Source organism: Ponticoccus sp. (in: a-proteobacteria) (genome assembly GCF_048381735.1).
Map to the genome: position 1 here is coordinate 107,141 of NZ_JBLXGL010000007.1, position 12,600 is coordinate 119,740.

Annotated in this window: 11 protein-coding genes; 2 read left to right on the forward strand and 9 right to left on the reverse strand. The window is 68.4% G+C overall.

Going from position 1 to position 12,600, the window contains the following annotated elements; translation table 11 throughout:
- Positions 1 to 66: 66 nt before the first annotated feature.
- From smc to pobA, 7 genes are all read right to left on the reverse strand, one after another.
- Positions 67 to 3,522, reverse strand: a complete 3,456-nt coding sequence (gene smc / locus ACN5KJ_RS13525) for a chromosome segregation protein SMC (protein WP_418594587.1) — start codon at positions 3,520 to 3,522, stop codon at positions 67 to 69.
- Positions 3,523 to 3,655: 133 nt separating this feature from the next.
- On the reverse strand, positions 3,656 to 4,054 hold the full coding sequence (locus tag ACN5KJ_RS13530; protein WP_418594589.1) for a hypothetical protein: 399 nt from the start codon (positions 4,052 to 4,054) through the stop codon (positions 3,656 to 3,658).
- Positions 4,055 to 4,267: 213 nt separating this feature from the next.
- A complete protein-coding gene (locus ACN5KJ_RS13535; protein WP_206563129.1) occupies positions 4,268 to 5,098 on the reverse strand; it encodes a 3-keto-5-aminohexanoate cleavage protein in 831 nt (276 codons plus the stop codon).
- Between the two features lie 154 nt (positions 5,099 to 5,252).
- The gene (gene pcaG / locus ACN5KJ_RS13540; RefSeq protein WP_418594591.1) at positions 5,253 to 5,840 is read right to left on the reverse strand and encodes a protocatechuate 3,4-dioxygenase subunit alpha; all 588 of its coding nucleotides are present in this window, start codon (positions 5,838 to 5,840) and stop codon (positions 5,253 to 5,255) included.
- Positions 5,840 to 6,562, reverse strand: coding sequence for a protocatechuate 3,4-dioxygenase subunit beta (gene pcaH / locus ACN5KJ_RS13545; RefSeq protein ID WP_418594593.1), 723 nt, complete (start codon positions 6,560 to 6,562; stop codon positions 5,840 to 5,842). The genes pcaG and pcaH overlap by 1 nt, the downstream gene beginning before the upstream one ends.
- A gap of 40 nt (positions 6,563 to 6,602) precedes the next feature.
- On the reverse strand, positions 6,603 to 6,980 hold the full coding sequence (gene pcaC, locus ACN5KJ_RS13550; RefSeq protein WP_206563126.1) for a 4-carboxymuconolactone decarboxylase: 378 nt from the start codon (positions 6,978 to 6,980) through the stop codon (positions 6,603 to 6,605).
- Between the two features lie 16 nt (positions 6,981 to 6,996).
- Positions 6,997 to 8,163, reverse strand: a complete 1,167-nt coding sequence (pobA, locus tag ACN5KJ_RS13555; protein WP_418594595.1) for a 4-hydroxybenzoate 3-monooxygenase — start codon at positions 8,161 to 8,163, stop codon at positions 6,997 to 6,999.
- A gap of 95 nt (positions 8,164 to 8,258) precedes the next feature.
- Here pobA and pcaQ point away from each other — a divergent pair, with 95 nt between their 5' ends.
- Positions 8,259 to 9,179: a pca operon transcription factor PcaQ gene (pcaQ, locus tag ACN5KJ_RS13560; RefSeq protein ID WP_418594597.1), complete on the forward strand. Its 921-nt coding sequence runs from the start codon at positions 8,259 to 8,261 to the stop codon at positions 9,177 to 9,179.
- 183 nt (positions 9,180 to 9,362) lie between these two features.
- Positions 9,363 to 9,863, forward strand: a complete 501-nt coding sequence (locus ACN5KJ_RS13565) for a YbjN domain-containing protein (protein WP_023851179.1) — start codon at positions 9,363 to 9,365, stop codon at positions 9,861 to 9,863.
- 247 nt (positions 9,864 to 10,110) lie between these two features.
- Here the strand turns inward: ACN5KJ_RS13565 and ACN5KJ_RS13570 are convergent, their stop codons facing one another.
- Positions 10,111 to 11,550, reverse strand: a complete 1,440-nt coding sequence (locus ACN5KJ_RS13570) for a D-alanyl-D-alanine carboxypeptidase family protein (protein ID WP_418594662.1) — start codon at positions 11,548 to 11,550, stop codon at positions 10,111 to 10,113.
- Positions 11,551 to 11,869: 319 nt separating this feature from the next.
- Complete coding sequence (locus ACN5KJ_RS13575; protein WP_418594598.1) at positions 11,870 to 12,568, reverse strand: HAD family hydrolase; 699 nt, start codon at positions 12,566 to 12,568, stop codon at positions 11,870 to 11,872.
- Positions 12,569 to 12,600: the final 32 nt, after the last annotated feature.

Below are 12,600 nucleotides of genomic sequence, written 5' to 3' on the forward strand. Positions count from 1 at the left end.
CCCCCGACCGCGCCCCCTGCTTCTTCTTGGTAAAAATACCTGGCTTCGGCCCGTCAGGGCCGCCCGTCACGCCACCAGTCTCTCGGCCCGCTTGAGATCGACCGAGACCAGCTGCGACACACCCTGTTCCTGCATGGTCACGCCGAACAGCCGGTCCATCCGCGCCATGGTCACCGCGTGGTGGGTGATGATCAGGAAGCGCGTCTCGGTCCGGCGGCACATCTCGTCCAGCATGTCGCAGAAGCGCGTGACGTTGGCGTCGTCCAGCGGCGCGTCGACCTCGTCCAGCACGCAGATCGGCGAGGGGTTGGCCATGAAGACCGCGAAGATCAGCGCCAGACAGGTCAGCGTCTGCTCGCCGCCCGACATCAGCGAAAGCGTCGACAGCTTCTTGCCCGGCGGCTGGCACATGATCTCCAGCCCGGCTTCCAGCGGATCGTCGGATTCGACCATGACAAGGTTCGCCTCGCCGCCGCCGAAGAGGTGGGTGAACAGCATGGTGAAATTCGAATTCACCTGCTCGAAGGCGGTCAGCAGGCGCTCGCGGCCCTCGCGGTTCAGCGAGGCGATGCCATTGCGCAGGGTGCGGATCGCTTCTTCCAGGTCGGCCTTCTCGGCAACCAGCGCGTCATGCTCTTCCTGCACCGCGCGGGCGTCCTCCTCGGCGCGCAGGTTGACCGCGCCCAGGGCGTCGCGCTGGCGCTTCAGGCGGCTGACCTCCTGCTCCATCGCATCGGCGGGCGGCGTCTGGTCCGGGTCCACGTCCAGCTTTTCCAGAAGCTGCGCGGGCGTGACCTCCATCTCCTCGAATATGCGCTCGGCGGCGGCGGCGACGGTCTCGCGCGCGGCCTCGGCCCGGGCCTCGGCGCGGGCGCGCCCCTCGCGGGCCTCACCGGCCAGCCGCTCTGCGTCGCGCTCGGTCGCGATGGTGGCCCGCAGCGCCGTTTCGGCAGAGGCCAGCGCATCGGCGGCGACGCCCCGGCGCTCTTCGGCCTCGGCGATCGAGTCCGACATCTCGGCCCGCTTCGCCGCCAGTTCCCCGGGCACCTCCGAGGCCGCCGCCAGCTCGTCCTCCGCGCCCGCCTTGCGCTCCGCCAGTTCCTGCGCGCGCTTCTCGGCGGTCTCCAGACGGTGGCGCCAGCCCGAAAGCTCTTTCGTCACCTGCTGCGACCGGCCCTTGCGGGCCTCGCCCTCGCGCCGCAACTCGTCGGCGGCAGAGCGGCGGGCCATCATCGTCATGCGCGCCGCCTCGACCGTCAGCTTGACGTCCTCGGCGCGGGCGCGGGCCTCGTCCAGATCCTCCAGCCCCGCCTGCGCGCGCTCGGCCTCCAGCAATTGCCCGCGCGCGGCGCTGGCCTCGTCCTCATAGCGTTTCACCGCCAGCGTGGCGTTCTCCAGGCGGCTCTCGGCCAGATCGCGATCGTTCTCGGCGCGGTTCAGCGCGCGGGTGGCCTCCGTCAGGGCCTGATCGGCGCTGCGCCGGGCGTCGCGGGCATCCCTGTCGGCGCGCGTCAGCTCGGCCAGCCGCGCCACCAAGGCCTCGTGGGCCGAGCGGGCGCCCTCCAGCCGGGTCTCGGCCTCGGTCATTTCCTGCCGCAGCGCCTCCAGCCGGTTCAGCTGTTCCAGCCGCAGCGCGGCGGCAGAGGGCTGATCCTCGGCCCATGCGCGGAAGCCATCCCAGCGCCAGAGATCGCCCTCCAGCGAGACCAGCCGCTGCCCGGGTTGCAGAAGCGGTTGCAGGCGCGGCCCGGCCTCGGCATCGACAAGACCGATCTGCGACATGCGCCGCTGCAGCACATCGGGAACCGAGACATGCTGCGTCAGCGCGGTCACGCCCTGCGGCAGCGGCTGCGAGGCATCGTAGGCGGGCAGCACCAGCCAGCCGGTCGGGCCGTCGCCGGCCACCTCGGGCGCGCGCAGATCGTCGGCCAGCGCCGCCCCCAGCGCCTTTTCAAAGCCCTGTTCCACCTGCAACCGGTCGAGGATCTGCCCGCCCTCGGCGGTGTCGCGATCCAACAGCCGCGCCAGCGCCGTCACCTCGGCGGAGAGCGCGTTCAGCTCGCCCTCGGCGCTGGATCTCTCGCCCCGCGCCTCGGCCTCGCACCCCTGCGTCTCGGCGCGGGCGCTCTCGGCCTCGGACAGGGTAACCTCGGCCTGCTCGGCCATCTCGGCGGCATGCTCCTGCGCAAAATGCGCGCGCTCTGCGGCCTCGGTGCCGGTTTCCAGCGTCTCGCGGGCCTGCGTGACGGCGGCGCGGGCCTTGGCGGCCTCGGCTTCCGTCCGATCCAGCGTCTTGCGGCAATCCGCAAGGAAGCGCTGCGCCGACTGGTGGCGGGCGGCAAGGCGGGCCACGTCCTCGGTCTGCGCCGAAAGCTCCGCCTCGCGTTCGTGCAGCACCGTCGCCGCGTCCGACGCCATCTCCTGCGCCTCGGCAAGCCGGTCGTCGTGGCCGTCAGCGGCCTTGGCCAGCCCCTTCGCCTCCCACTCGAGGCGCTCGATGGTCTCGCCCGCGTCGCGGTTCAGCCCGGCCTCGCGCTCCATGTCGCGGGCCAGCTGCTCGATGCGCTTGGTCAGCGTGGCAATGCGGTCCTGCGCCTGCCTTTCCTGATCGCCAAGCGCGTCGCGCTGCACGGTCAGGCGCTGCAGGATGGCGGCGGCGATGGCCTCTTCCTCGCGCAGCGGCGGCAGGGCCTCTTCCTGCGTGGCGCGCAGGGTCTCGGCCTCGCGGGCGGCGGTCTCGGCCCGGGCGGCGGCGGTGATGGTCTCGCGCAGGGCGGCCTCGGCGGCCGAGCGCGTCTCGTCGGCCTCGCGCCAGCGGCGGTACAGCAACAAGCCCTCGGCCTGCCGCAACTCCTCGCCGATGGCGCGGTAGCGCGCCGCCTGCTTGGCCTGCCGCGCCAGTTGCGCCAGTTGCGCGGCCAGCTGTTCGACCACGTCATCGACGCGCAAGAGGTTCTGCTCGGCGCTGTTCAGCTTCAGCTCCGCCTCGTGGCGGCGCTGATACAGGCCCCCGATCCCGGCAGCATCCTCCAGCACCTTGCGGCGGTTCTTGGGCTTGGCGTTGATCAGTTCCGAGATCTGCCCCTGCCGCACCAGCGCCGGAGAGGTCGCCCCCGTCGCCGCATCGGCAAAGAGCATCTGCACGTCACGCGCCCGCACGTCCTTGGCGTTGACCTTGTAGGCAGAGCCCACGTCGCGGGTGATGCGGCGCACGATTTCCAGCTGGTCGGTCTCGTTGAACCCGGCGGGGGCAAGACGGTCGGCATTGTCGATGGTCAGGCAGACCTCGGCGAAATTGCGGGCGGGCCGGGTCGCGGCCCCGGCAAAGATCACGTCCTCCATCCCGCCGCCGCGCATGGCCTTGGCGCGGGTCTCGCCCATGACCCAGCGCAGCGCCTCCAGCAGGTTGGACTTGCCGCAGCCGTTCGGCCCGACCACGCCGGTCAGCCCGCGCGCGATGATCAGGTCCGTCGGATCGACGAAGCTCTTGAAGCCCGTAAGCCGGAGTTTTGTGAACTGCACCTGCCTGCTCCGATTCCCTCGGTTCGGATCAGGGTGCGGATTCGGGCCGAAGCTGTCAACGGCACCGGGGGCGCATCTGGCGGCCAATCACGGCTTTTCCACAAGATATCGCGGTCACATCCACGCGTGGGGGCTATACCCTCTGACATGCCAGCGCCCCGCTGCCGATCCCGTCACGCAGCGTAAAGGCGCTGAGGTCGCAATAGAGGTCGCGGCGTGCCTTCGGGATCTTGGGTGGCCTGCGCCCCTCGCAGGCCAGCCCGATCAGCATCATCGCAGGGTCGCCCTGCACCCAGTCGGCGCGGCAGCCGGTCTTCACCTGCGCGGCGATGGCGGCCCTGCGCGCCACGGTCCGGAACAGCGGGAAGGCCTCGGGCGAGGTCCGGATCGCCTCGGCCATGTCGCCGCGAATGCGCAGGGTGAAGGTGCTGCCTTCGACCCGGCTGACCACCCTCTCGGCGCCGCGAAACCCCGGCTCCGCCGCATCGCAGGCGGCGAGACCGAGGCACAACAGGAGAGAAACCAGTCGCATGCCCCATGCTGCATCACCCAGGTTACCATTGCGTTAACCCGCGCGCGCCACACCGGCCCGGGCAGACCTGCGCGCCCGCCCCTGCTTCTTCTTGGTCCAAATACCCTCGGGGGAGCGCAGCGGGGGCAGAGCCCCCTCCGCCGCCGCCAAGGGGCGCCCGCGATCCGGGAAAGGTGGCCTTTCCGTCGATGCGGAAAGGCGCGCCAAGCGCTGTCAGACCGCCCGCAGTCCGAGGATCTCGCGGGCCTGCTGCCATGTGGCCACGGGGCGCTCGTATTTCTCGCACAGGTCCACCGCGCGCTGCACCAGCGCCGCGTTCGACGGAGCCAGCGTCTGCTTGTCCCAGCGCACGTTGTCCTCCAGCCCGGTGCGGGTGTGGCCGCCGGCGGCGATGCACCATTCGTTGACCTCGACCTGGTGGCGCCCGATGCCCGCGGCGCACCATTCCGCATCCGGCACCAGCCGCTGCACGGTCTTGATGTAATAGTCGAAGACCTCGCGGTCGCAGGGCATGGCGTTCTTCACGCCCATGACGAACTGCACGTAGAGCTTGCCGGGAATGCGCCCGTCGCGGTTCATCTCGGCGGCCTTGAAGATGTGGCTGAGGTCGAAGGCCTCGATCTCGGGCTTGACCTCATAGGTCTTCATCTCGGCGGCCAGCCAGTCCACCAGATCCGGCGGGTTCTCGTAGACGCGGCTCGGGAAGTTGTTCGACCCGACCGACAGGGAGGCCATGTCGGGCCGCAGCGGCAGCATGCCGCCGCGCGCCTGACCGGCGCCGGAGCGGCCACCGGTCGACAGCTGCACGATCATGCCCGGGCAGTGCTTTTCCAGCCCTTCCTTGAGACGGGCGAAACGCTCGGGGTCGGATGTCGGGGTCTCGTCCTCGTCGCGGACGTGGCAATGGGCGATGGAGGCGCCCGCCTCGAAGGCCGCCTGCGTGCTTTCGATCTGCTCTTCGATCGTCACCGGCACCGCCGGATTGTCCGACTTGCGGGGGACAGAGCCGGTGATGGCAACGCAGATGATGCAGGGTTTGGTCATATAGGGGCGCTCCTTCGTTTTTGGGCGGCACCCTGCGGCGGATGCGGGCGGGGTGCAAGGGGGGCGGGCCGGGCGTTGGGGGCCGCGTTGCAGGAGGTATTTGGGCCAAGAAGAAGCAGGGGGCGCGCATCCCCCTGCCGTGGGACACCGGGGATCAGATGTCGAAGAAGATCGTCTCGTCCTCGCCCTGAAGGCGGATGTCGAAGCGATAGCCTTCCGGGGTCTTCCGGGCGATCAGGGTCTTGATGCGCTGTCGGTGTTCGACCCGTTGCAGGATCGGATCCTCGGCATTGGCGGCTTCCTCGTCGGGGAAGTAGATCCGCGTGTGCAGGCCGAGGTTGATGCCGCGCGCCACCACCCAGACGGTGATGTGGGGCGCCTGCGGGCGACCGTCGTGCCAGGCGACGCGGCCCGGTTTCAGGGTCTCGAAAGTGAACTCGCCGGTCTCCATGTCGCCGGGGCTGCGGCCCCAGCCGGTGAAACCCTCGGCGCCGCCCTGGCCGGGGAATTTCCCCGCCGCATCGGCCTGCCAGATCTCGACCAGCGCATCCTTCAGCACGTTGCCCGCACCGTCGATGACCGATCCGGTCACGGTGATGCGTTCGCCCGCAGGCTCGCCGGTGATCATCCGCGTGCCGAGATCCTCGGGGAAGATGCCCTCGATCCCGAGGAAATTGGGGGTGCAGCCGATGTGGACATAGGGTCCGGCGGTCTGCGAGGCGGTTTCCTTGGCGCGGGTCATCACAGTCCCTCCGGGCGGTTTTCGAACATGGTCTGGCGGCGGCCGCGCAGGGTGATGTCGAACTGGTAGCAGAGCGCGTTCATCGGCAGGGAATTGCTGCGGTCGAGCCGGGCGATCAGGCCTTCGATGGCCTCTTTCGAGGGGATCGTGCCGACGATGGGGCATTGCCAGATCATCGGGTCGCCCTCGAAGTACAGCTGCGTGATCAGCCGCTGCGCGAAGGAATGGCCGAAGACCGAGAGGTGGATATGCGCGGGCCGCCAGTCGTCCGGGCCGTTGGGCCAGGGATAGGGGCCGGGCTTGACCGTCAGGAACTCGTAGAAGCCGTTCTCGTCGGTGATGCAGCGACCGCAGCCGCCGAAGTTCGGGTCGAGCGGCGCGAGGTAGCCCTCTTTCTTGTGGCGATAGCGCCCGCCCGCATTGGCCTGCCAGACCTCGACCAGCGTATGCGGCACCGGGCGGCCGAATTCATCGCGCACATGGCCCTGCACCACGATGCGCGGGCCGATGGCCATCTCGCCGGGCGCCGCGAAGTTGGTGATCAGGTCGTTGTCCTTCGGCCCGAGGATGTCGTGACCGAAGACCGGACCGGTCTCTTCCGAGGCCGAGGTCGCGTGGCCCAGCGGCGCGAAGCGCGGCGAGCGCGCCACGCTGGTCTTGTAGAGCGGCGTCAGCGCAGGCGGGTGCCATGCGCGGTCGCGCGCGGTGTATCCGTTGGTCATCGGGTCCTCCTCGGGTCCGGGGTCTTGCGCGTTTCCCGGCTTAGTCCTGTTCCATCTCGGCGTAGGTCTGTTTCGCCAGCTTCAGCGCGTGGTTGGCGCGCGGCACACCGGCATAGATGGCGACATGCTGGAAGGCCTCGGCCACATCGGCCTTCGTCGCCCCGGTGCGGGCGGTGGCGCGGATGTGCATCGGGATTTCCTCGAAATTGCCGGTCGCCGCCAGCAGCGCCAGCGTCAGCATGGACCGTTCGCGGTCCGAGATGCGGTCCGAGGCCCAGACCGTGCCCCAGGCGCTTTCGGTGATCATTTCCTGGAAAGGCGCGTCGAAGTCGGTCTTCGCGGCCTCGGCGCGGTCGACATGGGCCTCGCCGAGAACGCGGCGGCGCACCGTCATGCCGGTATCGAAACGGTTGGTCATGGGTCTCCTCCGGGGGTCAGTATGGCAGGCCGATGTAGTTCTGGGCCAGAACCGATTGCGCCTGCGTGTTGGACCTGAGGAAGGCGACATCGGCCTGCTGCATCTTGATGTCGAAAGGCGACATGTCCGGGTAGCGGTGCAGCAGGTTGGTCATCGACCAGCTGAAGCGTTCGGCCTTCCAGACCCGCGCCAGCGCGCGTTCCGAGTAGCGCTCAAGCCCTTCGTCATCGCCCTGATAATGCTGCGTCAACCCGGTATACAGGTAGTGTACATCGCTGGCCGCGGTATTCAGCCCCTTGGCGCCGGTGGGCGGCACGATATGGGCGGCGTCACCGCAGAGGAACAGCCGACCCCAGCGCATCGGCTCGGTCACGAAAGACCGCAGCGGCGCGATGCTTTTCTCGATGGTGGGGCCGGTGACCAGCGCATCGGCGTGTTCCCCGGGGATGCGGCGCTTCAGTTCCTGCCAGAAGGCGGCATCGGTCCAGTCCGAGGGGCTGTCGGACAGCGAACACTGGATATAGTAGCGGCTGAGGTTGGCATTGCGCATGGAACACAGCGCGAAACCGCGCTCTGACCCGGCGTAGATCAGTTCCTCGTGCACGGGGGGCGTTTCCGACAGCACGCCCAGCCAGCCGAAGGGGTAGATCTTTTCGTATTCGCGCCGGGTGCTCAATGGGATCGCCTGACGGCTGACGCCATGGAAACCGTCACAGCCGGCGATGAAATCGCAGTCGATCCGGTGCTCGGTCCCGTCCTTCACATAGGTCACATGGGCCGCGTCGCTGTCGGCGCCGTGGATCGTGACGCCCTCGGCCTCGTAGACAATCAGCGCTCCGACCGCTTCGCGCGCCTCGTAGAGGTCGCGGGTCATCTCTGTCTGGCCGTAGACCACGACATGGCTGCCGGTGTGCTCGGTGAAGTCGATGCGGAACTGGTCGTCGCCGTAGGAGATCACCGTGCCGTCATGGACAAAGCACTCGCGGTCCATGCGCGCGCCGACACCGGCCTCGCGCATCAGCCCGACGGTGCCGCGTTCGAGGATGCCCGCGCGGATGCGGCCGAGGACATAGTCCTTGGTCTTGCGTTCAAGGATGACCGTCTCGATGCCCTGACGGTGCAGAAGCTGGCCCAGAAGCAGCCCGGACGGCCCTCCGCCGATGATACAGACCTGCGTGCGCATGAAGATCTCCTTCCCTTTGCGCCAGTAGATACTGTCTGGAATGCAGATGTAAAATGAGATATCAGGCCACTTACTTAACCAAAATGGAAAGTCATATGATAGACCGGCGGATCAAGCTGCGGCATGTGGAGTGCTTTCTGGCCATCGCGCGGCTGGGCAGCCTGAAGGCCGCCTGCGCCGAGCTGAACCTGACGCAGCCCGCCGTCTCGAAGACGCTGAAGGAACTGGAGGACCTGCTGGGCGCCGCGCTGATGACCCGGGACCGGGGCGGTGTGCGGCTGACGGCGGAAGGCCGCGTCTTCCATGAGTTCGCCGGGCAAAGCCTTGCCGCCCTGCGGCGCGGGCTGGACGGGGTTGCGGAACTGCGCCAGGGCGGCGGCGAGGCCCTGCGCGTGGGCGCCCTGCCCTCGGTCGCGGCGCGGCTGATGCCCGAGGCGGTGCTGCGGTTCCGCGCCCTGTCGCCCGACACCCGGCTGCACCTGCGCGACGGCGCGCATGGGGCCCTGACCGCGGACCTGCGGGAGGGGCGGCTGGACATGGTGATCGGGCGCATGGGCGCCGCCGAGACGATGCAGGGCGTCTCTTTCATGCAGCTGCACCAGGAGCGGGTGGTGCTGGTCGCACGCGCGGGCCATCCACTGGAGGGCGCCCCCCCGGCCGCCGAGGCGCTGACCCGCTGGCCGGTGCTTTACCCGCCCGAGGGCGCCGCGATCCGGCCGCTGGTGGACCGCTGGTGCATGGCGCAGGGGCTGACCAGCTTCGCCGACCGGATCGACTGCGTGTCCGGCGCCTTCGGGCGCAGCTACCTGCGCATGACCGACGCGCTGTGGTTCATATCCGAGGGCGTGGTGGCGCAGGACCGCGCCGACGGGCGCCTGACCGCGCTGCCCTTGGACCTTGGCCTGACCGCCGGACCGGTGGGCTTGATGACCCGCCCGGAAGCCGCGCCAAGCCGGTCCCAGCAGCTCTTTGCCCGGGCCCTGAAGGAGGCAGCCGAAGCTTTACCCATATCTTGAACACGAATCGGATTGGTCCACAGATTATTGGAGTTATCAACAAAATTTCGCTTTACAGGGCACCTGCGGCACAGGCACCATATCTTGTAAGGGCGCGGGGGAAGCTCCGCAGGCCCTAGAGCAGGCGGCAAGCGCTTGGGGGGTTTGAGCAGCCCTTGCGCTACGAACCAAAGAGGTGAAGGCATGGCCCTGTCCGAGCAGTATCTGACCGAAGACGTGCATCCCATCGACATCGTCGAGCACATCGCCGAGTTCAACGACTGGGAATTCGACCGCATCGCGGACGACCAGATCGCCATGGCGGTCGAGGGGCAGTGGCGCACCTACTCGATCACGCTGGCCTGGTCCGGCGGCGACGAAACCCTGCGCATGATCTGCACCTTCGAGATGGAACCCCCGGTCGAGCGGCTTCCGGCGCTCTACGAGGGGCTGAACGCGGTCAACGACCAGTGCTGGGCCGGTGCCTTCAGCTACTGGGCGGAACCCAAGCTGATGGTCTACAAATACGGGCTGGTGCTGGCGGGCGGCAATATCGCCTCGCCCGAGCAGATCGACACGATGATCAGCGCCGCCGTGATGTCGGCGGAACGCTATTACCCGGCGTTTCAGCTGATGGTCTATACCGACAAGTCGGTGAAGGACGCCCTGCAGATCGCGATCGCCGAGGCCTACGGGCGCGCCTGACGCGGCTTCAGACGGCAGGACGGGGCGCGGCCTGCGTCCCGCCACCCCCGCGCGCAGGCGGTCCGATCCCCTGAATGCGCCCCCCCCCCCGAGAGGGGCATCCGCCCGACGGCCATGGCCATCCGCCTGACCTGAACGCGGCGACCAGCCCGCTTTACCGGCGCACCATCCCTGATACGCTGACCTGACGCCCGTCGCGGGATCATACCCGCATCAGGCCGCCCTGCCGTTGCACCGGGGGGGGGGGTCAGCTCGGCCCGATCATGAAGCAGGTGACCTGGCGCGCCTGAAGCCGTCTGCAGGCCAGCTCTGCCGTCTCCCGCGTCAGCCCCATGAAGTTCGCGTCGAAGCCACGGTTGCTATGCACCACTTTGCGCAGCGACCCGTCCAGCGTGGCGGTCTCTGCCAGCGCGGTCTTCAGCAGCACTTTCTCTGCGTGGTAACGGCTGGGGTAGCGGCCAAGGTTGATGCCCCAGTGCCGCCCGCCCGAGGTCGAGACGCGGGTCACCACCTCGGCGGCGCGCGCCGGGGTCGGCGTATCCCGCGGCGGGGGCGCTGCGGCGGCGACCACCGTTTCGGGGCGGCGCACGGGCTTGACCACGCCCATGGGCGCGGCAACGGCGGCCGGAGTCGGGGCCGAGGCCTCTTTTGCCACGACGGCGGCGGTCATGGTGACCTCTTTCAGCACCATGTCGATGTCGTCGCGCACCTCTGCCACCAGAGGCGCCACATCGGCGGCACCGGTCCCGGGGCGCTGTTTCGGGCGCAGGCTGCGGGTCACCGCCGCAGAGGCCACGCGCACCGATTTCGCCCGGGTGCCCGGCGCCGGGTCAGAGTTGTTCGCGACCGCGATGCCCCCGGCCCCGGCGCCACGGCCAAGGTAAGGCGGCTTGCCCGGGGCACGCAGGGCGACCCGGCTGGGCGCCTCGCGGAACCCAAGATCCAGCAGTTCCGCCACCTTGGCATTGCGCGTCGCGGTAGAGCGACCGCCGAAGACCGTGGCGATGACCCGCTGGCTGCCCCGCTCGGCGGAGGCGGTCAGGTTGAAGCCCGCCGCGCTGGTGTAGCCGGTCTTGATGCCGTCGGCGCCCCTGTAGTCCTGCAGCAGCCGACGGTTGGTATGCGACACGGTGCGCACACCGGCATCCGCGGTCTGGCGGGCGAAGAGGTTGTAATACATCGGGTAGTCGTAAATCACGTGCCGCCCGAGGATCGACATGTCGCGCGCCGTGGACAGGTGCCCCTCTTCGGTCAGGCCGTGGGCATTGCGGAAGGTCGTGCGCGTCATCCCCATGGCCTTGGCCGTGCGGTTCATGCGGCGCGCGAAGGCCGCTTCAGAGCCCTCGATGGCCTCGCCGATGGCGGTGGCGGCATCGTTGGCCGATTTGATCGCCGCAGCCCGCACGAGGTAGCGCAACTGGATCTTCTGCCCCTGCTTCAGACCCAGCTTCGACGGCGGCTCGGCCGCGGCATTCTTCGAGATGGTCACATAGGTGTCCATCGACAGCTCGCCGTTCTGCACCGCCTCGAAGGCGATATAGAGCGTCATCATCTTGGTCAGGGAGGCCGGGTGCAGGCGTGTATCCGCGTTCTGCGCGTGCAGGACTTTTCCAGATCGCGCATCCATCACCATGGCCGCATAGGGCGCCGCGAAGGCGCTGAGCGGCAGCATGACCGCAAACCACATGAGCGTGAATAGATAGAGCGCATTGCGCCCGTGCGACTGCCTGCGACGTCCCGTCACGATATTCCGCCTTTCTGCCTCGGACCCCCGGTTTTCCGGGTGGCGTCTTTATTCTCTGCCAGCCGGATCTTCTGCCCAGCTTGGTTCACCGAAGGTTAGCACGACAACGACTTCAAGAGAAGACTGCAATCGGCTGACCAGAAACGGTATTCGCGTAAACTTCGCGTCCAGATGTTGGGCGCTGCCACCCTTCGGGCACCATGGGGGCGAATGTGTCGCGATTGTGTCGAATTGCGGCAAAAATGCGGCGAAGGCCCGCGACTCAGGACAGCGCCTCGACCAGCCCCGGCAAGGCGCCCAGATCGGCGATCTCGCGATAGCGCGGCGCGTCCGGGGCCTCGGCCTCTTCCAGGGCCCAGACCAGCGAAAAGGGCACATGCACGCCCCATGCGCCGACTTCGACCGCGGGCACCACGTCCGATTTCATCGAATTGCCGACCATCATCGCCCCCGCCACCCCGCCGGGCGTGCCGCCGAAGATGCGAGCGTAGGTCTCGGGCCGCTTGTCGGACACGATCTCGACCCCGTCGAAGCGATCCCCCAGGCCAGAGGCCGCCAGCTTGCGCTCCTGGTGCAGCAGGTCGCCCTTGGTGATCAGCACAAGATGGTGGCTTGCGGCCAGCGCCTCGACCGCCTCGGCGGCATGCGGCAAAAGCTCGACCGGATGGTCCAACATCTCGCGCCCGGCGGCGAGGATTTCCGAGATCACGCTGGCGGGCACGCGGCCCCCGGTCACCTCTATGGCGGTCTCGATCATCGACAGGGTGAATCCCTTCACGCCAAATCCATAGCTGCCGATATTGCGCCGCTCTGCCGCGATCAGGCGCTCTTGCAGGTGGTCGCCGTCGGCGTGATCGCGCAGCAGCGACGTGAACAGGGCCTGCGTCATCTCGAAAAACCGCTCGTTGTGCCAGAGCGTATCGTCCGCGTCGAAACCGATTGTCAGGAGTTTGTCCGTCATAATGCCCCCAAAGCCCTTGCCCCCCTTTTCGC

Bases quoted from the DNA above. Each gene is read 5' to 3' on its own strand.
- pobA (WP_418594595.1), bottom strand. From the start codon at position 8,163: ATGCGCACGCAGGTCTGTATCATCGGCGGAGGGCCGTCCGGGCTGCTT.
- ACN5KJ_RS13570 (WP_418594662.1), bottom strand. From the start codon at position 11,550: ATGTGGTTTGCGGTCATGCTGCCGCTCAGCGCCTTCGCGGCGCCCTAT.
- ACN5KJ_RS13530 (WP_418594589.1), bottom strand. From the start codon at position 4,054: ATGCGACTGGTTTCTCTCCTGTTGTGCCTCGGTCTCGCCGCCTGCGAT.
- pcaH (WP_418594593.1), bottom strand. From the start codon at position 6,562: ATGACCAACGGATACACCGCGCGCGACCGCGCATGGCACCCGCCTGCG.
- ACN5KJ_RS13535 (WP_206563129.1), bottom strand. From the start codon at position 5,098: ATGACCAAACCCTGCATCATCTGCGTTGCCATCACCGGCTCTGTCCCC.
- pcaQ (WP_418594597.1), top strand. From the start codon at position 8,259: ATGATAGACCGGCGGATCAAGCTGCGGCATGTGGAGTGCTTTCTGGCC.
- pcaG (WP_418594591.1), bottom strand. From the start codon at position 5,840: ATGACCCGCGCCAAGGAAACCGCCTCGCAGACCGCCGGACCCTATGTC.
- ACN5KJ_RS13575 (WP_418594598.1), bottom strand. From the start codon at position 12,568: ATGACGGACAAACTCCTGACAATCGGTTTCGACGCGGACGATACGCTC.
- pcaC (WP_206563126.1), bottom strand. From the start codon at position 6,980: ATGACCAACCGTTTCGATACCGGCATGACGGTGCGCCGCCGCGTTCTC.
- ACN5KJ_RS13565 (WP_023851179.1), top strand. From the start codon at position 9,363: ATGGCCCTGTCCGAGCAGTATCTGACCGAAGACGTGCATCCCATCGAC.